The sequence below is a fragment of the Bradyrhizobium sp. 215_C5_N1_1 genome (assembly GCF_052075935.1).
Taxonomy (GTDB): domain Bacteria; phylum Pseudomonadota; class Alphaproteobacteria; order Rhizobiales; family Xanthobacteraceae; genus Bradyrhizobium; species Bradyrhizobium barranii.
In genome coordinates this window covers 4,017,075-4,034,712 of the sequence record NZ_CP197228.1, presented here as the reverse complement: position 1 = coordinate 4,034,712, position 17,638 = coordinate 4,017,075, and the positions used below count along the sequence as shown (strand labels likewise).

Annotated in this window: 17 protein-coding genes and 1 tRNA gene; 5 read left to right on the top strand and 13 right to left on the bottom strand. The window is 64.8% G+C overall.

The annotated features are described in order from the left end of the window. Window positions 1–330 precede the first annotated feature (330 nt). Window positions 331–1,692: a trigger factor gene (gene tig, locus AB7G19_RS19425; RefSeq protein WP_208087147.1), complete on the bottom strand. Its 1,362-nt coding sequence runs from the start codon at window positions 1,690–1,692 to the stop codon at window positions 331–333. A gap of 174 nt (window positions 1,693–1,866) precedes the next feature. Beyond that, window positions 1,867–1,951 (bottom strand) — tRNA-Leu (locus AB7G19_RS19420). A 154-nt stretch (window positions 1,952–2,105) separates the two neighbouring features. On the opposite strand from AB7G19_RS19420, the gene AB7G19_RS19415 reads away from it, so the two are divergent. Further along, window positions 2,106–3,434 carry a multicopper oxidase family protein gene (locus AB7G19_RS19415; RefSeq protein ID WP_354112926.1) on the top strand — a complete coding sequence of 443 codons (1,329 nt, stop codon included), beginning with the start codon at window positions 2,106–2,108 and terminating at the stop codon, window positions 3,432–3,434. 5 nt (window positions 3,435–3,439) lie between these two features. Here AB7G19_RS19415 and AB7G19_RS19410 read toward each other — a convergent pair whose 3' ends face one another. Together AB7G19_RS19410 and AB7G19_RS19405 are read right to left on the bottom strand one after the other, a co-directional pair. Beyond that, window positions 3,440–3,877 carry a GNAT family N-acetyltransferase gene (locus AB7G19_RS19410; RefSeq protein WP_354112927.1) on the bottom strand — a complete coding sequence of 146 codons (438 nt, stop codon included), beginning with the start codon at window positions 3,875–3,877 and terminating at the stop codon, window positions 3,440–3,442. Next, the gene (locus AB7G19_RS19405) at window positions 3,877–5,376 is read right to left on the bottom strand and encodes an NAD(P)H-hydrate dehydratase (protein ID WP_354112928.1); all 1,500 of its coding nucleotides are present in this window, start codon (window positions 5,374–5,376) and stop codon (window positions 3,877–3,879) included. Before AB7G19_RS19405 ends, AB7G19_RS19410 begins: the two co-directional genes overlap by 1 nt. A 383-nt stretch (window positions 5,377–5,759) precedes the next feature. On the opposite strand from AB7G19_RS19405, the gene AB7G19_RS19400 reads away from it, so the two are divergent. After that, window positions 5,760–6,098: a P-II family nitrogen regulator gene (locus AB7G19_RS19400; RefSeq protein WP_007603495.1), complete on the top strand. Its 339-nt coding sequence runs from the start codon at window positions 5,760–5,762 to the stop codon at window positions 6,096–6,098. A gap of 152 nt (window positions 6,099–6,250) precedes the next feature. Continuing rightward, window positions 6,251–7,660 carry a type I glutamate--ammonia ligase gene (glnA, locus tag AB7G19_RS19395; protein ID WP_063982953.1) on the top strand — a complete coding sequence of 470 codons (1,410 nt, stop codon included), beginning with the start codon at window positions 6,251–6,253 and terminating at the stop codon, window positions 7,658–7,660. 114 nt (window positions 7,661–7,774) lie between these two features. Here glnA and AB7G19_RS19390 read toward each other — a convergent pair whose 3' ends face one another. From AB7G19_RS19390 to AB7G19_RS19375, 4 genes are all read right to left on the bottom strand, one after another. Next, on the bottom strand, window positions 7,775–8,911 hold the full coding sequence (locus AB7G19_RS19390; protein WP_354112929.1) for an asparaginase: 1,137 nt from the start codon (window positions 8,909–8,911) through the stop codon (window positions 7,775–7,777). A gap of 81 nt (window positions 8,912–8,992) precedes the next feature. Beyond that, on the bottom strand, window positions 8,993–9,754 hold the full coding sequence (locus AB7G19_RS19385) for a slipin family protein (RefSeq protein WP_063982951.1): 762 nt from the start codon (window positions 9,752–9,754) through the stop codon (window positions 8,993–8,995). Beyond that, complete coding sequence (locus tag AB7G19_RS19380) at window positions 9,751–11,154, bottom strand: NfeD family protein (protein WP_441268016.1); 1,404 nt, start codon at window positions 11,152–11,154, stop codon at window positions 9,751–9,753. Before AB7G19_RS19380 ends, AB7G19_RS19385 begins: the two co-directional genes overlap by 4 nt. A gap of 170 nt (window positions 11,155–11,324) precedes the next feature. Further along, entirely contained in the window at window positions 11,325–11,582 is a 258-nt protein-coding gene (locus AB7G19_RS19375) for a tautomerase family protein (protein WP_354112931.1), read from the bottom strand. A gap of 151 nt (window positions 11,583–11,733) precedes the next feature. Between AB7G19_RS19375 and AB7G19_RS19370 the strand changes: the two genes are divergently transcribed. Further along, complete coding sequence (locus tag AB7G19_RS19370; protein ID WP_354112932.1) at window positions 11,734–12,711, top strand: GlxA family transcriptional regulator; 978 nt, start codon at window positions 11,734–11,736, stop codon at window positions 12,709–12,711. Between the two features lie 49 nt (window positions 12,712–12,760). Here AB7G19_RS19370 and AB7G19_RS19365 read toward each other — a convergent pair whose 3' ends face one another. After that, window positions 12,761–13,534: a gamma-glutamyl-gamma-aminobutyrate hydrolase family protein gene (locus AB7G19_RS19365; RefSeq protein ID WP_354112933.1), complete on the bottom strand. Its 774-nt coding sequence runs from the start codon at window positions 13,532–13,534 to the stop codon at window positions 12,761–12,763. Window positions 13,535–13,624: 90 nt separating this feature from the next. Beyond that, window positions 13,625–14,341, bottom strand: a complete 717-nt coding sequence (locus AB7G19_RS19360; protein ID WP_354112934.1) for a hypothetical protein — start codon at window positions 14,339–14,341, stop codon at window positions 13,625–13,627. Between the two features lie 137 nt (window positions 14,342–14,478). Between AB7G19_RS19360 and AB7G19_RS19355 the strand changes: the two genes are divergently transcribed. Next, the gene (locus AB7G19_RS19355) at window positions 14,479–15,612 is read left to right on the top strand and encodes an AI-2E family transporter (RefSeq protein WP_354112935.1); all 1,134 of its coding nucleotides are present in this window, start codon (window positions 14,479–14,481) and stop codon (window positions 15,610–15,612) included. A gap of 70 nt (window positions 15,613–15,682) precedes the next feature. On the opposite strand, the gene AB7G19_RS19350 is transcribed toward AB7G19_RS19355, so the two are convergent. The 3 genes from AB7G19_RS19350 to AB7G19_RS19340 form a co-directional block, all read right to left on the bottom strand. Then, window positions 15,683–15,979 (bottom strand): antibiotic biosynthesis monooxygenase family protein, encoded by a 297-nt coding sequence (locus AB7G19_RS19350; protein ID WP_028155908.1) that lies wholly within the window; start codon window positions 15,977–15,979, stop codon window positions 15,683–15,685. Window positions 15,980–16,078: 99 nt separating this feature from the next. After that, window positions 16,079–16,315 carry a hypothetical protein gene (locus AB7G19_RS19345; RefSeq protein ID WP_014494818.1) on the bottom strand — a complete coding sequence of 79 codons (237 nt, stop codon included), beginning with the start codon at window positions 16,313–16,315 and terminating at the stop codon, window positions 16,079–16,081. 70 nt (window positions 16,316–16,385) lie between these two features. After that, window positions 16,386–17,606 (bottom strand): GGDEF domain-containing protein, encoded by a 1,221-nt coding sequence (locus AB7G19_RS19340; protein ID WP_135215988.1) that lies wholly within the window; start codon window positions 17,604–17,606, stop codon window positions 16,386–16,388. Window positions 17,607–17,638 lie beyond the last annotated feature (32 nt).

The following is a 17,638-nucleotide window of genomic DNA, read 5'->3' as shown; positions in this document are numbered from 1 at the left end:
CCGATGGACGCCAGTGATGCAGGAAGTGGGTAGAGGTAGAACGCTTGGTATAAGACTTGGGTACAGGGCGTACCGACAGATATAGCCCAATTCGCGCCAGACAAGTGCGGAGCGAATTAAGGCTTAATCCACGGGGCACTTGAAGCTGATTCTCGCAAACAGGCCCAGCCAGCCAGATGGCTAGCCGGGCCTCTTCGCTGATCATCCTTAATGGAAGGCTTTCCTAGAGCCCCGTTCCGATGGAATCGGAACGGGGCTCTAGATTCTAAGTTTGACGCGTTTTCTTTACGCGAACCGGTATCCACTTCGCTCGAAAACGCTCTAGAGCCTTCAGGCTGCGGTCTTTTCCGCGTCCTCGTCCTTGTACAGGTCCTCGCGCGAGACCTTCTTCTCGGTCACGTTGGCGAGCTCGAGGATGAAGTCGACGACCTTGTCCTCGTAGATCGGTGCACGAAGCTGGGCCAGCGCCTGGGCGTTGCTGCGGTAATAGTCCCAGACTTCCTTCTCGCGGCCCGGCATCGAACGAGCGCGCTCGATCACGGCGCGACCGACCTCGTCGTCGGTCACGGTGATCTTGTTCTTCTCGCCGATCTCGGACAGCACGAGGCCGAGCCGCACGCGGCGGTCTGCGATCTTGCGGTACTCGTCCTTGGCCTTGTCTTCGGTGGTATCCTCGTCCGCGAAGGTCTTGCCGGCCGAATCCATCTCGGCCTTGACCGAGTTCCACATCAGATTGAACTCCTCGTCGACGAGCGACGGCGGCGCTTCGAAGCGATGCGCCTCGTCGAGGCGGTCGAGCAGCGCACGCTTGACGCGCTGGCGCGTCGCGCCGGCGAACTCGGCAGCCAGACGCTCGCGCGCGGCTTCCTTCAGCTTGTCCAGCGATTCGAGGCCAAGCGTCTTGGCGAACTCGTCGTCGATCGCGACGTCCTGCGGCGCCTCGATCGAGGTCGCGGTGGTCTCGAACTCGGCCGGCTGGCCGGCGAGCTTGTCGTTCATGTAGTTCTTGGGGAACGACACTTTCAGCGTGCGCGTCTCGCCCGCGCCGATGCCGGTGAGCTGCTCCTCGAAACCGGGGATGAAGGTATTGGAACCGATCGCGACCTGGATGCCCTCGCCGGTGCCGCCCTCGAAGACTTCGCCGTTGATGGTGCCCTTGAAGTTGATGGTGACGCGGTCGCCCGACTCGGCCTTGGCGCCCTCGGCCTTGGCCGCATAGCCGCGGTTGCTGTCGGCGATGCGCTTGATGGCTTCGTCGACATCGGCGTCGGACACGTCGGCGACAGGCTTCTCGACCTGGAAGCTCTTGAAATCGGCGAGCGCAATCGCGGGCACCACTTCGATCGCGACCGTGTAGGTCAGATCGGTTTTGCCGTTGAGCAGCTCCTCGACCTCGGCCTGCTCGGTCGGCATGGTGATCTTCGGCTCGGTCGCAAGGCGGAAACCGCGGTCGGAGAACAGCTGCGTGTTGGTGTCGCGGATGGTCTGGTCGATGGTCTCGGCCATCACCGAGCGGCCATAGACCTTCTTCAGGTGAGCGACCGGCACCTTGCCGGGGCGGAAGCCGTTGATGCGGACCTTGTCCTTGAGATCGACGAGTTTGGCACCAGCCTTGGCGTCGAGATCAGACGCGGGAACGCTGATCTTGAACTCGTGCTTCAAACCTTCCGAGAGGGTTTCTGTGACCTGCATGGCGTCCAATCTTCTTCTCGCTCGGCCCCGGCACGCATGCGTCGGGACGCTGTCATTAATCGAACCGGCGCGAGGCAAGACGCCTCAACGCCGGTGGTTCATCGGACCACTTCCGCCGGAAACACTCCGTGAGGAAGCAGCCCTTCGGTAATCCGTGCAAACGCTGAAAGCGCTTGGTGCGGGCGGAGGGACTCGAACCCCCACAACTTTCGTCACTGGAACCTAAATCCAGCGCGTCTACCAGTTCCGCCACGCCCGCGTGAATTTGCATCAAGACCGGCCGCGATGCCGCGGGCGGCCGGGCTTATAGCATGTGCCTGACTGTTCGCAGCAAAAAAATGGCCCGATAGAGACAGGCTTTAAGTAGGCGCGACGGCTGGACTTATCCAGCGCTTCATGGTCCGCATCGAGCCATGAAAACGCGGATCTCTGACCCGACCCGGCGTGAGGTTTTGGCCGGACTTGGAGCTGGACTTGCAGCCGGACTTGCAGCCCCCGCAGCCGGGTTGATCGCCGGCGGCGCGGCCCCCGCTGTCACCGCCCAGCTCGCCCTGCAGGCAAGGCCGGCAACCCTGGCGCTCAGGCCGGGTCAGCCGGCGACACCGATCTGGGAGCTGGCCGCCGTAAGCCATATCGGGAACGTCCGTCTCAAGCGAGGCGACCGCTGCGAGGTGGTCTTCCGGAACGACCTGCCTGTCCCGCTTGCGCCAGTCTGGTACGGCCTGAATGGCCCGGCCGCGGCCGACCCGTTGCGAGGGCGTACGCCGACTGCGCCGGATGTGACTGAAACCTCAATTGTTTCAATACCAAATGCAGGAACTCTGGCAGCCGACTTCCGTCTCTTCGAAGACGGTCTGAAGCTGCCCGCGCGCCCGCTTCCGATCATCGCCGGCGAGACAAATCGCGTCCCTGTCGACCGCGACGAGGTCCTGTTGATCGAGGAATGGCGCCTGCGGCCGGATGGGACCGCGCTTCCGCCCGGCCGCGTTCCCGAGGACACGACACCGCTCTTCACGCTCAATGGGCGGACTTCATTCGAACTCTCAGCGGCGGCCGGCGAGCGGCTGCGGCTGCGCTTTATCAACGGCTCGCAACGTTCTGTTCTGGCGATCAAATTGGAAGGCCACGAGGTCCAGGTGATGGCCCTCGACGGACAGCCGGCCGAGCCATTCCCGGCGCGCAACGGCGCCCTGGTGCTCGCCCCCGGCGCACGTGCCGACGCCTTCGTGGACGCGGCCACATCGGCCCCATTCCTGTTGCATGACGGCAAGGAGGCGCGCCAGGTCGGGAGCCTCACGATATCAGGCAAGCTCGAGCGGCGCGCGCCGCTGCTGCCACCACAGCCGCTCCCCCTGAACGACCTCCCCGAGAAGCTCGACCTCAAAGGCGCCCTGCGGTTCGATGTCGCGCTCGGCGCGCCCGAGGCCGGCTGGGCACGGCCTGCAAGCTTCTCCGTCTCCTCCAATCCCGCCTTCCGCGCCAGGACCGGCCGCACCGTCGTGCTGGCCCTCAAGAACCCCGGACCGGTCACGACCGTGTTTCACCTGCACGGCCACCATTTCCGCCTGCTCGACAAGCTCGACGACGGCTGGAAACCCTATTGGCTCGACACGCTCGCAATCGAGCCCGGCCAGACCCAGCGGATCGCATTCGCGGCGACCTCACCCGGACGCTGGCTGATCGAATCCGTCGTGACCGACTGGGCCGCGCCGCGGCTGGTGCGCTGGTACGCGGTGGAGTGAGCGACTTACCGGCGCGTCCAGAGGTAGCGAGCGTCGGGCTCCCGCTCCTCGTTCCGCGCCCCGTCGGTCTGCTCAACCAGTGCGAACCCGCGCGCCTCATAGAAGCGCCGCGCCGGCGCGTTGCGCTCGAAGGTCCAGAGCTCCAGCTGGTCGCTGGCCCGCTTGGCGACATCGAGGAGTTCTGTGCCGACGCCGCGCCCCTGGGCGGCGGGAAGCACATAGAGCTGCTCGACCCAACCTTCGCGGAAGGCGATGATCCCGCTCAGGACGCCATCATCGAACCGTCCCCACACACGGCACGTCGTGAAAACGCGCTCGCGGTAGAACCAGCTGTCCTCGTCAGGTGTGTGCAGCCCAACGAGCCACGGCATCGCCCGGTCAAACGCAATCCGATGGACCTGCGCGGCCTCGCCCATATCGGTGAGTGCGAGCAGCCTGAGCACTAATACTCCACCCCGAGCGCATTATAGATCCGCCGGTGCACGGCCGGCAGCGTCTCGGTCAGGTCCTCCGCGATCAGGCCGGGCCCCGCCTCGCTTCCCGCCTCGCCATGCATCCAGACGCCGATGCTGGCGGCTTCGAAGGCCGGCACGCCCTGCGCCAGAAGTCCTGCGATGATGCCGGCGAGCACGTCGCCGGCGCCGGCGGTGGCGAGCCAGGGCGGCGCGTTGGCGGCGATGGTGGCGCGCCCGTCGGGCGCGGCGATGGTGGTATCCGGCCCCTTCAGCAGCACGACCGCACCACAGCGCTCGGCGGCGGCGCGGACTCGCTCCAGCTTCGAGCGGCCCGGATGTTTGTTGCTGAGGTCGGAGAACAGGCGCGGAAATTCACCCTCGTGCGGCGTCAGCACGACCGCACTGTCCTCAGAGGACTTGATCGATTCAAACAGCCGCTCGGGGTTTGCGGCAAAGCTCGTCAGCGCATCCGCGTCCAGCACCAGATGCCGCTGCGCGTGAAGCGCCGTGTGGACCAGATCGCAGGTGCGATCGCGGACGCCCGCGCCGGGTCCGATCAGGCAGGTGTTGTAGCGTTTGTCGCCGAGCAACGCGCCGAATTCGACCGCTGTGTCGCAGGCGCGAACCATCACCGCGGTGAGCGCGCTGGCATTGATCGCGAGCGCATCGCGCGGGGTCGCCAGCGTCACGAGGCCCGCTCCGGCCCGCAAAGCCCCACGGGCGGCGAGCCGCGCCGCGCCGGTCGCGGCGGCATCGCCCGAGACCGCCAGCACGTGGCCCCGTGCGTATTTATGGCCGTCGATGCGCGGCACCGGAAAGGCGGTGCCCCAGAAATCCGGATCGTTCTCGAAGGTCCGCGGCGCGATCTCGTCCAGCACCTGTGCGTCGATGCCGATGTCGGCGACGCGCACGTGGCCGCAATGCATCCGGCCGGGCAGCAGCAAATGCGCCGGCTTCTTGCGGAAGAAGGTGACGGTCTCGGTGGCGTTCACCGCCGCGCCCATCACAGCTGCGCTGGTGCCATTGATGCCGCTCGGCAAATCGACCGCGAGCACCGGGGCGCCGTTGGCGTTGATCGCGTCGATCATCGCATGCGCCTCGCCGTCGACCGGACGACTGAGGCCCGCGCCGAACAGCGCGTCGATGATCAGCGCGGGCTTGCCGATCGCCTGCGGATTGAACGGCAGCACCGGGTGCTTCCAGCCGCGCGCCGCGGAGGCCGCGTCACCCTGGAGCTGGTCGCGCTCGCACATCAGGATCACCGAGACGTCGCGCCCTTGCGCGGCGAGCTCCGCGGCTGCGACAAAACCGTCGCCGCCATTGTTGCCGGGACCGGCCACGATCAGGATCGGCCCCTCCTCCACCAGCGCATTGGCGGCCTCCGCGACCGCCTGTCCCGCGCTGAGCATCAGCTTGAAGCCGGGCGTGCCTGCCGCAATACTGAGCTGGTCGGCACGCTGCATTTCAGCGTTGGTCAGAACTTCCATGCCACTTCCCTGGTCCAAACGCCTTTTCAACAGGCACGTTCCGTACCGACCCACCCGGCAGAACAACGATTTGCACAGATATTGAACCGATTGCCTATTTCGTAGTCTGCGGTATTTTGAGCCAGTCGGCTCCACCTATCAGAGATGCGCGTTAAAAGGCTGATAACGCTCCAATAATCAGGGCATTTGCAACTTGGCATAGACCCTGCTTTCGAGGAAGCCGCTTCGGTTCGTCGTGCTCACTGGCAATCTATCAGGGTGTGGCCGGCCGTTGTTGCCGGGCTGGTCAGGCATCCCGGCATAGCGAAGACAAGATCGTGCGTTAAGAAAAGCGCATCCTGACGAAGACGTTGCTATTTGATCGAAAGGCCGGGAGGCGCGCAGTGAAGAAAATCGAAGCCATCATCAAGCCATTCAAGCTCGACGAGGTGAAGGAAGCGCTTCAGGAAGTCGGCCTGCAAGGCATCACCGTGACCGAGGCCAAGGGCTTTGGCCGGCAGAAGGGCCACGCCGAGCTTTACCGCGGCGCAGAATACATCGTCGATTTCCTCCCCAAGGTGAAGATCGAGATCGTGATCGGCGACGATCTGGTCGAGCGCGCCATCGACGCGATCCGCCGCGCCGCGCAGACCGGGCGCATCGGCGACGGCAAGATTTTCGTCTCCAATATCGAAGAGGCGATCCGCATCCGGACCGGCGAATCCGGGCTGGACGCTATCTGAGCCGGGTGCTATCCCGCATTTTGCGACACTCCGACAAGAAAAAGGCTGCTTCGGCGGCCTGATTTTGTTTGTGCGCTCGCGCGCGAACTCGCCAAAAGCGAGAATAATCTTGCTCACCTGGAAACCGACCCGCAGAGCCAAAAGGGGTATGCATGAAGACCGCCAAAGACGTCCTGAAATCGATCAAGGACAACGACGTCAAATACGTCGACCTGCGCTTCACCGATCCGCGCGGCAAGTGGCAGCACGTGACGTTCGACATCAGCATGATCGATGAGGACATTTTCGCCGAAGGGACGATGTTCGACGGCTCCTCGATCGCCGGCTGGAAGGCGATCAACGAGTCCGACATGTGCCTGATGCCGGATCCGGTGACCGCGACGATCGACCCGTTCTTCGCCGAGACCACCATGGTCATCACCTGCGACGTGCTCGAGCCGACCACCGGCGAGCCCTACAACCGCGACCCCCGCGGCATCGCCAAGAAGGCCGAGGCCATGGTGAAGTCGATGGGCGTGGGCGACAGCGTGTTCGTCGGCCCCGAAGCCGAGTTCTTCGTGTTCGACGACGTGCGCTTCTCCGCCAACCCCTACAACACCGGCTTCCGTCTCGACTCCTCGGAGCTGCCGACCAACTCCGACACCGAATATGAAGGCGGCAATCTCGGCCACCGCGTCCGCACCAAGGGCGGCTACTTCCCGGTGCCGCCGCAGGACTCCGTGCAGGACATGCGCTCCGAAATGCTCGGCGCCATGGCCAAGATGGGCGTCAAGGTCGAGAAGCATCACCACGAAGTCGCGTCCGCCCAGCACGAGCTCGGCATGAAGTTCGACACGCTGACGCTGATGGCCGACCACATGCAGATCTACAAGTACTGCATCCACCAGGTCGCGCACATCTACGGCAAGACCGCCACCTTCATGCCGAAGCCGGTCTATGGCGACAACGGCTCGGGCATGCACGTGCACCAGTCGATCTGGAAGGACGGCAAGCCGGTGTTCGCCGGCAACAAGTACGCCGACCTGTCGGAGACCTGCCTTCACTACATCGGCGGCATCATCAAGCACGCCAAGGCGATCAACGCCTTCACCAACCCGTCGACCAACTCCTACAAGCGTCTGGTCCCGGGCTATGAGGCTCCCGTGCTGCTCGCCTACTCCGCGCGCAACCGCTCGGCCTCCTGCCGCATCCCCTACACCGCTTCGCCGAAGGCCAAGCGTGTCGAGGTGCGCTTCCCCGATCCGCTCGCCAATCCCTATCTCGGCTTCGCCGCGATGCTGATGGCCGGCCTCGACGGCATCAAGAACAAGATCGATCCGGGTCCGGCGATGGACAAGGACCTCTACGACCTGCCGAAGGAAGAGCTGAAGCAGATCCCGACGGTGTGCGGCTCGCTCCGCGAGGCGCTCGAAAACCTCGACAAGGACCGCGGCTTCCTCAAGAACGGCGGCGTGTTCGACGACGACTTCATCGACAGCTACATCGAGCTGAAGATGACCGAGGTCGAGCGCTTCGAAATGACCCCGCACCCGGTCGAGTTCGACATGTACTATTCGGGCTAAGCGGCCCAAACTCTCTGCGACAAGCAAAAGGCGCTCCGCGAGGAGCGCCTTTTCGTTTTGGGGAGTCGCAGGGTGGATTACGCTAACCCACCCTGCAGGATACGACCTGCCCAATCACCACGTTGCAGTGAAGGCGCGCTGGAGCTCGGCCGGAGCCGTCACCCCGCCCGCGATCAGCAATTGAGTGAGAACGCGGGCCTTCTGCGGATTGAGGTCCTCGGACACGACGAACCCGTTCTTGTCGTCGTCAACCTCGACATTCCGGGTGACGAAGCCGGATCGGACCCGCGTCGAGCGGACGACGATGACGCCCTTCTTCGCCGCCGCTTCGAGCGCATCGAGGGCCTGCTTCGACGTGTTGCCGTCGCCGACGCCGGCCAGCACGATGCCCTTGGCGCCGTGCGAAATGGCATCCTCGATCGGAACGGCGTCCATGTTGGCATGCGAATAGACGATCTCGACGCGCGGCAATTGCTCGCCTGCCGGGAGCGGATAGGTCGTGCGCTTGAAGCCGGCGGCCTGGGTCATGAAACGGATGCCGCCGGCGGTATCGACATAGCCGATCGGGCCGTCATTGGGAGAGCTGAACGTCTCGATGCTCGTGGTGTTGGTCTTGGTGATCGAGCGGGCGCTTTGGATCTTGTCGTTCAGCACGGCCATCACGCCGCGGCCGCGAGAGCGCGGATCGGCCGCCACCTGCACCGCTTCGTACAGATTGCCGGGGCCGTCCGCACTCACCGCCGTGGCCGGGCGCATCGACCCGACGATCACCACCGGCTTGTCGCTGCGCACGACATTGTCGAGAAAGAACGCGGTCTCCTCGAGCGTATCCGTGCCGTGGGTGATGAGGACTCCATCGGCTTCATTCTTGTCGAAGGCGTCCTGGATGCGGCGGGCCAGGGCAAACCAGACCTTGTCGTTCATGTCCTGGGATCCGATCGACGAAATCTGCTCGGCATTCAGCTTCGCGAGCTTGTCCAGGCCCGGCACCGACTGCATCAACTGCTCGCCGGTGATCTGGCCTGATTTGTACGCGCCGGTCGCGCGCGCGTCGGCCTGGCCTGCGATGGTACCTCCCGTCGCAAGCACGAGAATGCGCGGCAGGCTAGCCGCCGTCGCGTCCTTGCCCGGCTCTGCGGCCTGCGCCGCATCGATCCCCCACGACCAAAGTGCGAGGGCGACCAGCGGGACGGTGAGCATCAATGTCCGATTTCGGCGGCGGCTTGCTGGTCTGGCGGCATGCTTCGTCATCGAATTCTCCTCCCGTTTAAGTTGGGAGCGATATTCGACACCTCCATTTGGGCCGAAGATGGGTCATCCTGCCGCTGATGGCTACGGGTTGTCGCGCCGCGGCACAAAATGGTCGAGCAGGCCCGTCGGCAGCGGAAAGACGATGGTCGACGAGCGTTCGCCCGCGATGTCGTGCAGGGCGGCGAAATAACGTAGCTGCATCGCCTGAGGCTCCTGCGCGAGAATTCGGCCGGCCTCGACGAGCTTTTCGGCAGCCTGCTGCTCGCCCATCGCATTGATCACCTTGGCCCGCCGCAACCGCTCCGCCTCGGCCTGTTTGGCAATCGCGCGCACCATGGTTTCATTGAGATCGACGTCCTTGATCTCGATGCCGGTGACCTTGATGCCCCAGACGTCGGTCTGCTTGTCGAGGATCTCCTGGATGTCCGCGTTCAACCTGTCGCGCTCGGCAAGCATCTCGTCGAGCTCGTGCTTGCCGAGCACCGAGCGCAAGGTGGTCTGGGCGAGCTGGCTGGTGGCGGCCATGTAGTCGCCGACCTTGATGATGGCCCGCTCGGGGTCGACGATGCGGAAGTACAGAACGGCGTTGACCTTGACGGAGACGTTGTCCCGCGAAATCACGTCCTGCGGCGGCACGACCTGCACCATCACCCGCAGATCCACCTTCACGAGTTGCTGCACGATCGGAATGAGGATGATGAGGCCCGGGCCCTTCACGCCGGTAAAGCGGCCGAGCGTAAAGATGACGCCACGCTCGTATTCGCGCAGGATTCGAATAGCCTGGGACAGGAACATGATGACAAGCAACGCGAGCGCCGCATAGGTCAGATATTCCAGCATCATGATGTACCTCCCTCGCCTGTTGGTGCGCGCCGTATCAGCAGCGTCAGGTCGACGATGTTGGCGACTTCGACCGTCTCTCCGGGCCTGAACGTTTCGGCGCCGCGCGCCTGCCAGCGCTCACCATGGGCGAAGACATGACCTTCGTTCCCATTCCAGTCGAGAACCTCGGCGGGCAAGCCTCGCATGGCCTGCGCGCCGACCAGTGCAGGAGCCCTGCCGACGCGCCGAAGCGAACCGAGCACGACGAGCGCAAAGCCGGCGAACACTGCTGCGGTGATGCCGATCACCCACCACGACAGGTGGTAGCCCGGCGCCTCGCCCCTGAAAAGCATCAGCGCTCCCAGCACGAACGCGATGATCCCTCCGAGCCCGATTACCACGGTCGGGTTGAAGGCTTCGATGGTGAGAAGCACGAGTCCAACCAACATCAGGGCGAGGCCGGCATAATTGATCGGCAGCAGATTGAGCGCATAGAGGCCGATCAGCAGGCAGATCGCGCCGACGACTCCGGGGGCGACGGCTCCGGGAGACATGAACTCGAAGATCAAGCCGTAGATGCCGACCATCAGGAGAATGAACGCCACGTTCGGATCGGTGATCACCGCCAGGAAGCGGGATATCGGTCCGGGATCGATGGCTTCGACGACGGCATCCTTTGTCACCAGGCGTTGCGTCTTGCCGCCTGCGACCTCGACCACGCGACCATCGATCTGCCTCAGCAATTCAGCCTGATCGCGCGCGACGAGATCGATGGCATGAGCCTCCAGCGCGGCGTTGGCAGAGAGCGTGGCAGCCTCACGGACCGCCTTCTCCGCCCAGTCCACATTGCGGTTGCGCAGCTCCGCAAGGCTGCGGATGAAGGCAACCGCATCATTGGTCGCCTTTGCCGTCATCGCATCCTTGGGCTGATCCTTGGACTCGCTCTGCTGGTCACCGTCCTTCTTGTCCTTGCCGCCCTTGTCCGCCGGTCCGCTCGGAAGACCCGGCAGCGGCCCGCCGATCTGCACCGGCGTCGCGGCGCCAATATTGGTGCCCGGCGCCATCGCCGCGATGTGGGTCGCATAAAGGATATAGGTCCCCGCGCTCGCCGCGTGGGCGCCGGAGGGCGCGACGTAACCGACCACAGGGATCGGCGAGGCCAGCACATCCGCGATGATCTCACGCATGCTGGAATTGAGGCCGCCGGGCGTGTTCAGTCTTAGAATCACGACCTCGGCACGCCGTTCGCTTGCCTTGGCCAAAGCCTCCTTGACGTAGCTGGCCGACGCAGGGCCGATGGCTCCGTCGATCGAAACGACCAATGCAAGACGGCCGTTCTCCTCCGCTGAGCTGGGAAGGAGGCAGCAGATCAAAGCCACGACGCCAGTCGCCGCAACGAGGGCCGCCTTCATGGTCTGCACGGCAGGGCTCCCTTGCAGAACATATGGTGCGCGTCTTGCGAACCTCAATGCGGCCGCGTGCAGGCCATGATCGTGATTGTGCGATGCAATGGAGATCGCCCCGCAGATCGATTGAGCACGGGCGGTGGCGAACCATGCCTTGGGCTGGTCCGCCCGCGCACGCTGCGCTGCTACGGCCGTGGGACCCGCACGCCATCCGCGCCGATCGTGCCGAACATCCCGGCGATGATCTCAGGCGTCGGTTGCATGCCACCCAGCGACCAGTGCGCCGGCTCCTGCTCCTCGATCCTGACCCAGACGTTGTGGCGGAAGTCCGGATTGCCCTGCCCTTCGACCTCGACCAGGAGATCGGTGACGCGTTCGAGCAAGGTCTTCTTTTGCCCGGCATCCAGGATGCCGCGGACGGTGGAAATGGTGACGTAAGGCATGTCTCTCTCCAATGATGTCGTGTGACGACGGCACGAGACTGGACCTGACAGCGCCGGCAAGGCAGTGGCGGATAAGACAGAGATCGGGCAATTTCCGCCACGCAGCCCTGCGCCGATCGGCTAGGATCGCCGCGCCTGTCCTGGAGGTCTCATGAAGCTCGCAATTCTGGCGCTGGAAGGCTGCATGCATTCGGCGATCGCCGGGATCGCCGACATCCTGTCGCTTGCCAATCACGTGATGCAGCAGAGCGGTGCGAAAACGCGCTTCGCCTGGGAGGTGCTTTCGCTCGACGGCAAGCCGGTGCGTGCCGGCGGCGGCCAGATGGTCGCCGTCGATGGCGCGGTCGGCAAACGCGGTCGCTTCGACGCGATCCTCGTCCCCGGCAACCTCGTCGATCACGTCACGGCGGAACGCCTGCAACCGCAATATGCCCGCGCCGGCGCCTGGCTTCGGCAGCAGCATGCGAGCGGCCGGCTGATCGGCGCGTTCTGCAGCGGCGTGTTCCTGCTTGCAGGCAGCGGCCTGCTCGACCACCGCCGCGCCACCATCACCTGGTGGCTGCAAGGCGAGCTGCGGCAGCGCCACCCCACCATCGACCTCGCCGCCGACGCCGTCATCACGGTCGCGGACCGCATCGTCTGCGCGGCCGGACCGATGTCGTGGGTCGACCTCCTGCTCAGGTTGATCGAGATGGTCGACGGCAAGGCGATTGCGAAGCTCTGTGCGGATTACGTCGTCATCGACACCGCGCAACGCACCCAGTCGATCTTCATGCCCGTCGGCTATTTGCTGTCGCAGGACCCGCTGCTGACCCGGGCCGACCTCCTGGTTCGCCGCACCGGCAAGAGCCCGATGACGGTCAAGCGCCTCGCCGATGCGCTCGGCCTCAGCGAGCGCACGCTGAACCGGAAGTTCCAGGAGCTCACGCGCGAGCCGCCGCAAGCCTTCATCATGCGTCGCCGCGTCGAGCACGCGCGCACGCTGCTGGAGACGACGGCGCAGCCGATCAAGACCATCGCACGCACGGCCGGCTATGAGGACGAGAGCAGCTTTCGCAAGGCGTTCCGCAAGCTGACCCTGATGTCGCCCCAGGCCTATCGCGCGAGACGGATGGTGCAGACGGCGTAAGCTGCGAAACCAAGCGTCGCTCAGTGGAGAGCTGCGAGCGAGCTTCTTGTTACGCCGCCGCACGCTGGCGTACGACCATCGCCTCGCCGAACGCCTCGAACAGCTTGCGGTTGATCGGATTGCGCTGCGGGTCGTATTCGGCGTGCCATTGTACGCCGAGCGCGAAGGTCGGGGCTTCCGCGATGCGGATCGCCTCGATGGTGCCGTCCTCGGCGACGCCCTCGATCAGCACGCGCTTGCCGGGATCGAGAATGCCCTGGCCATGCAGCGAATTGACCCTGATCTTCTCGCAGCCGAGCAGCCGCGCGAAGGCGCCTCCGGGCGTGAGGTCGACGTCGTGACGGTCGGCGAACACCACGGTCGGATCGGGATGAATCTCGCCGTTCTCGAGCCTGGGCATGCGGTGGTTCATGCGGCCGGGGATTTCGCGGATCTCCGGATGCAGCGAGCCGCCGAAGGCGACGTTCATCTCCTGCAGGCCCCGGCAGATGCCGAACAGCGGAATGCCGCGGGACACGCAAGCGACCGAGAGCGCCAGCGCCACCTCGTCGCGGTGGATGTCGTAGGGCTCGTGCCGCTCGCACGGATCGACATTGAAACGGGTCGGATGGACGTTGGCGCGGGCGCCGGTGAGCACGATCCCGTCGACCACATCGAGCAGCGCGCCGATATCGGTGATGTCGGGCGCTCCCGCAAACATCATCGGCAGGCCGCCGGAAACCTCGGCCACAGCGCGCAAATTGCGCTCGCCGACCATCTGGACCTGAAATCGATTTTCGACGCGATGGGCGTTCCCGATCACGCCGACGACCGGCTTTGTCATCTCCCGTTCCGACCTCCCGCGTAAGAAGATTCTCTAAACATGCCCTTGGGATGGAACAAATTCAACAGAAGGGTACGCGGGACGGCAATGCTATTTTCGCGCAAATGCCTCCTGGGCCGCGGTTGTCCCCACGATGGGCAGGCCGGCGGCCTTCAGCGCGGTTGCCGCCGGATCGTCCGGCGTGGCCAGCCAGGGCAATTTCGCCTCGATTCCGCGCGTCACGGGCTCCCCAAGCACCCCGCCGAAATCGATCGGCCAAAAGCCGTTGGGCACCACCTCGGCGGTGAGGGCACGGACGGCGTAGCCATCGCCCAGAACCGCATCCGCATGGTCGCGGGCGACAAGGCGCGCGGTCTGGGGATCTCGGGGATCGCCAAAGCTCACGAGCACGGGGATCAGCTCCCCCTGCACCGGGACAATGCCGGCCTGCCGGCTGATATCGTTGAACGAGACGCGGTTACCGCGCGCGGCGCCATAGGCACGGAGCGCGACATAGTTGATGTCGTCGAGGTCGAGCTTGCCGCCCTGCTGATGCGCCAGCAATGCGACCAGGTTCTTGCCTTTGCCGCCGTCTTGGCCGAGATCGACGAACACGGCCTCCCCGCGCATCGTGGTGCGGCCGCCACGGTTATAGTTGCGGTCGGGCACGACGGCGAGAACGCCGGACCCCGTCTTGATCCCGTCAGGCGTCATCACCTCGACCGTGAGGCGGTATTTGTGGCCGGGCCGGTTGATCCGGATCTGGTCGCCGATCACGATCACGGCCAGAAGCCCGAGCAGACCGGCCCACTTGCTGATGAAACTCAAGCGCCCCCCACCTGTTTTCTCCTCATCGCTCTGCACCGTTCGCGCGACAGCGTCAAACCAGCGCGTTGACGCGGTCTTGATCGGAAGCGCGTTTGTCGAAAGAGTGCCCCGCCCGCAGCCGCCGAAAAGGACATGATGTGACCATCCTCGCAGACCAACGCCCCACGACCCGCACCGATCTGGCTTGGGCAATTTCGGTCGGCGGCATCGGTGTCGTGCTGTTCACGGCGATGCTGGTCTTCACCTGGTATTTTGCGACCACGCTGCTGCTGATCTTCACCGGCATGCTGCTCGGCGTCGGCCTCAACGCGCTGACCAACGCGCTCGGCCGCCGCGTGCACCTGCCGCATCCGGTCCGGCTCGCGATCGTCTGCGTCGTGCTTGCGGCGCTGCTCGCAGGCGTCGCCTATCTCGGCGGCGCCACCATCGCCGAGCAGGCCTCGCTGCTGAGCAAGACCATCAAGTCGCAGATCGGCAACGTGAAGACCTTCCTGGACAGCCACGGGATCGACACCAGCTTCTTCGATCTCGGCAACGCTGCGTCCGACACTTCGGCCAATCCACCATCGGACTCGACACCCTCGCCAGCAGCACCCCCGCGCGGTTCCTTGCCCGGCGCCGGCGCGCTGGCCTCCAGCGGTGGCGCGATCGTGAGCCAGACCTTCAAGCTCCTGCTCGGCACCATCCACGGCGTGGGAAACATCTTCATCGTTCTGTTCCTGGGGCTGTCCTTCGCCGCCCAGCCCGGCGTCTATCACGACGGCCTGTTGTTCCTGGCGCCGGCGAGGCATCGCACCCGCGTCACCCTGATCATCGACGGCATCAGCGAGACGCTGGAACGCTGGCTGATCGCGCAGATCGTCGTGATGATTGCGGTTGGCATCGTGACCTGGATCGGGCTTGCCATCATCGGCATCCCGGGCTCGTTCATCCTGGGGATTCAGGCGGGCCTGCTCGCCTTCATTCCGACCGTCGGCGCCATCATTGCCGGCGTCGTCGTGGTGCTCGCGAGCCTCGCCTCGGGCTGGATTCCGGCGCTGTCGGCCTTCGTCCTCTTCATGGGCGTGCACGCGATGGAGAGCTATGTGCTGACGCCGATCCTGCAGCGGCAGGCACTCGACATCCCGCCGGCCACGCTGTTCGCGTTCCAGATCCTGCTCGGCGTCGTGTTCGGCATCTGGGGCCTGGCGCTGGCGCTGCCACTGGTCGCCATCGCCAAGGTCATGATCGACCACTTCAAGACGTATGAGGCGCCGCCCCTGGCAGCATGATCCGGAAAAATGCGCAGCGGTTTTCCGGAAAGATCATGCTCAGGCGACGCGTAAGGCGTCGTGAAGTCGCTCAGGTCGTCAGCACGGTCTCGGTGTGCTCGACCTCCGGGGGTGAAGCAAAATACTGACCGACGAGGCCGCGCCATTCGGTGAAATTCTCCGAGCCGCGGAAATCGACGGTGTGGTTCTCCAGCGTCGCCCACTTCACCATCAGCCGGTAGCGCTGCGGCTTCTCGATCGACTTGTGCAGCTCGAAGCCGTGAAAGCCCTTCGAACCGCCGAAGGCGGCCTTGGCCTTGGCGACGGCCGCCTCAAAATCCTTCTCGCTGCCCGGCTTGACGTCGATTTGCGCAATCTCGGTGATCATCGGTTTCCACCCTGTTTGTTTGATGGGTGTGTCTACCGTAGACCGCAACGAAGAAAAAGGCACCGAATCGGCGCCCTGACCGGTCAAAAATGCGTGCTCTCAGGCGAACAGCAGAGCGGTGCCTGCCACGATGAGCGCGCAACCGATGAACAGCGCGAGCGGCCAGTAGCTACGGCTTTGCGTGTAGCGCCCCTGCGCGCGGCGCTCGGTGATCAGCGCGCGCTCGTATTCATCCGCAGTGGAGAACACGCAAGCGAAGCCGCCGCGTGCCGAGGCCGCAGCGGCTTCAAGCGACATCAGGGCAGCCTGCGGGTTCTGTCGACGGATCGATTCCATGACCGCAATGGTAGGGATCGAATGGTAAACAGCGGATTACCGAAGGCGCCTCTTGAGGCGCCTCTTGGCTTCAGGCGGTGGCCGGACGCGCCTGCGGCGCACCAACCCGCGCCGCGCTCTGGCGACGCCAGTTCTCCAGCGACAGCGGCAGCTCCTCCGCCGCCTCGACGCGGTTACGACCGCCGCGCTTGGCCTGGTAGAGCGCTGTGTCGGCCGAGGCCAGCAACACCTCGAGCTCGGTGCCGGCCGGACCGCCGGCAACGCCGATGCTGACGGTGGTGTCGACCGGGCCCTCATCGACCACGACGCCGGAGGTCTCGAACGCCTCGCGCACGCGCTCGGCAACCAGCACGCCCTCCTCCAGCGAACACGGCAGCAGGGCGGCGAACTCCTCGCCGCCGATGCGGCCCGACATGTCGGTCATGCGCAGGTTGCTGACGACGACGGTCGAGAACAGCTTCAGCATCTCGTCGCCGGCAGGATGGCCGAAGCGGTCGTTGATCGACTTGAAATGATCGATGTCGAAGATCATCACGGTCACGGGACGGCCGGCCTTGGCTTCGCGCTCGATCACGCGCCCGCAGGCTTCCGAGAAGCCGCGGCGGTTGAGCATGCCGGTCAGGGGATCGGTGGACGCGGCGGTCCGGTGCGCAGTCACCGTGCGCTCCGACACCAGCATGAAGATCACGAACACGGTGCCGACGGCATAAAGGATGAGCTCGACCGCAAACACGGTGACCCAGATGCTGCTGGAGAAGCCGGCATCGTTCGGACGCAGGAAGCTGCCGAGCACGATCGGCAGCATCAGCACGCAGCCGTGCATCACCGGCACCACGAAGGCCGGCCAGCGCCGTTGCAGGCTCTTGCGCCGCTCAACCCAGAGCTCGCTCGCCGTCAGTGCCGCATAGACCGAGACGATGCCGGCGCCGACGATCATGCGCAGCATGGACGCGGCGGGATCAAGCAGCGTCACGGCGGCGGCCCAGGCCAGCGCGCCGACAAGGAGACCCGGCCAATTCGGCTTGCGGCCGTGGAAGACGCGCGCCGCATTCCACACCATGCCGCAGGCGACGAAGCCGACTGCGTTCAGCGCAAGGTAAAGATGCGGGCCGAGCTTGTCGCCGGCCGCGGTCCATAGCGCGACGGACGCTGCGCCGAGGAGATACGCGGTGCCCCACCATTTCAGCGCGGGGCTGTTCTCCTGCTTGCCGAAAAACACCATCATGGCGCCGAGCAGTGCGGCAACCATGGTGGCGACCAAATAGAGCGTGATGCTATCGAGCGACATCATGTCGGCCCCCTTCTAGACATAGCAAGTTACGC

Bases quoted from the DNA above. Each gene is read 5' to 3' on its own strand.
- glnA (WP_063982953.1), top strand. From the start codon at position 6,251: ATGAAGACCGCCAAAGACGTCCTGAAATCGATCAAGGACAACGACGTC.
- AB7G19_RS19365 (WP_354112933.1), bottom strand. From the start codon at position 13,534: ATGACAAAGCCGGTCGTCGGCGTGATCGGGAACGCCCATCGCGTCGAA.
- AB7G19_RS19385 (WP_063982951.1), bottom strand. From the start codon at position 9,754: ATGATGCTGGAATATCTGACCTATGCGGCGCTCGCGTTGCTTGTCATC.
- AB7G19_RS19345 (WP_014494818.1), bottom strand. From the start codon at position 16,315: ATGGAATCGATCCGTCGACAGAACCCGCAGGCTGCCCTGATGTCGCTT.
- AB7G19_RS19340 (WP_135215988.1), bottom strand. From the start codon at position 17,606: ATGATGTCGCTCGATAGCATCACGCTCTATTTGGTCGCCACCATGGTT.
- AB7G19_RS19375 (WP_354112931.1), bottom strand. From the start codon at position 11,582: ATGCCTTACGTCACCATTTCCACCGTCCGCGGCATCCTGGATGCCGGG.
- AB7G19_RS19350 (WP_028155908.1), bottom strand. From the start codon at position 15,979: ATGATCACCGAGATTGCGCAAATCGACGTCAAGCCGGGCAGCGAGAAG.
- AB7G19_RS19405 (WP_354112928.1), bottom strand. From the start codon at position 5,376: ATGGAAGTTCTGACCAACGCTGAAATGCAGCGTGCCGACCAGCTCAGT.
- tig (WP_208087147.1), bottom strand. From the start codon at position 1,692: ATGCAGGTCACAGAAACCCTCTCGGAAGGTTTGAAGCACGAGTTCAAG.
- AB7G19_RS19390 (WP_354112929.1), bottom strand. From the start codon at position 8,911: ATGACGAAGCATGCCGCCAGACCAGCAAGCCGCCGCCGAAATCGGACA.
- AB7G19_RS19415 (WP_354112926.1), top strand. From the start codon at position 2,106: ATGAAAACGCGGATCTCTGACCCGACCCGGCGTGAGGTTTTGGCCGGA.
- AB7G19_RS19370 (WP_354112932.1), top strand. From the start codon at position 11,734: ATGAAGCTCGCAATTCTGGCGCTGGAAGGCTGCATGCATTCGGCGATC.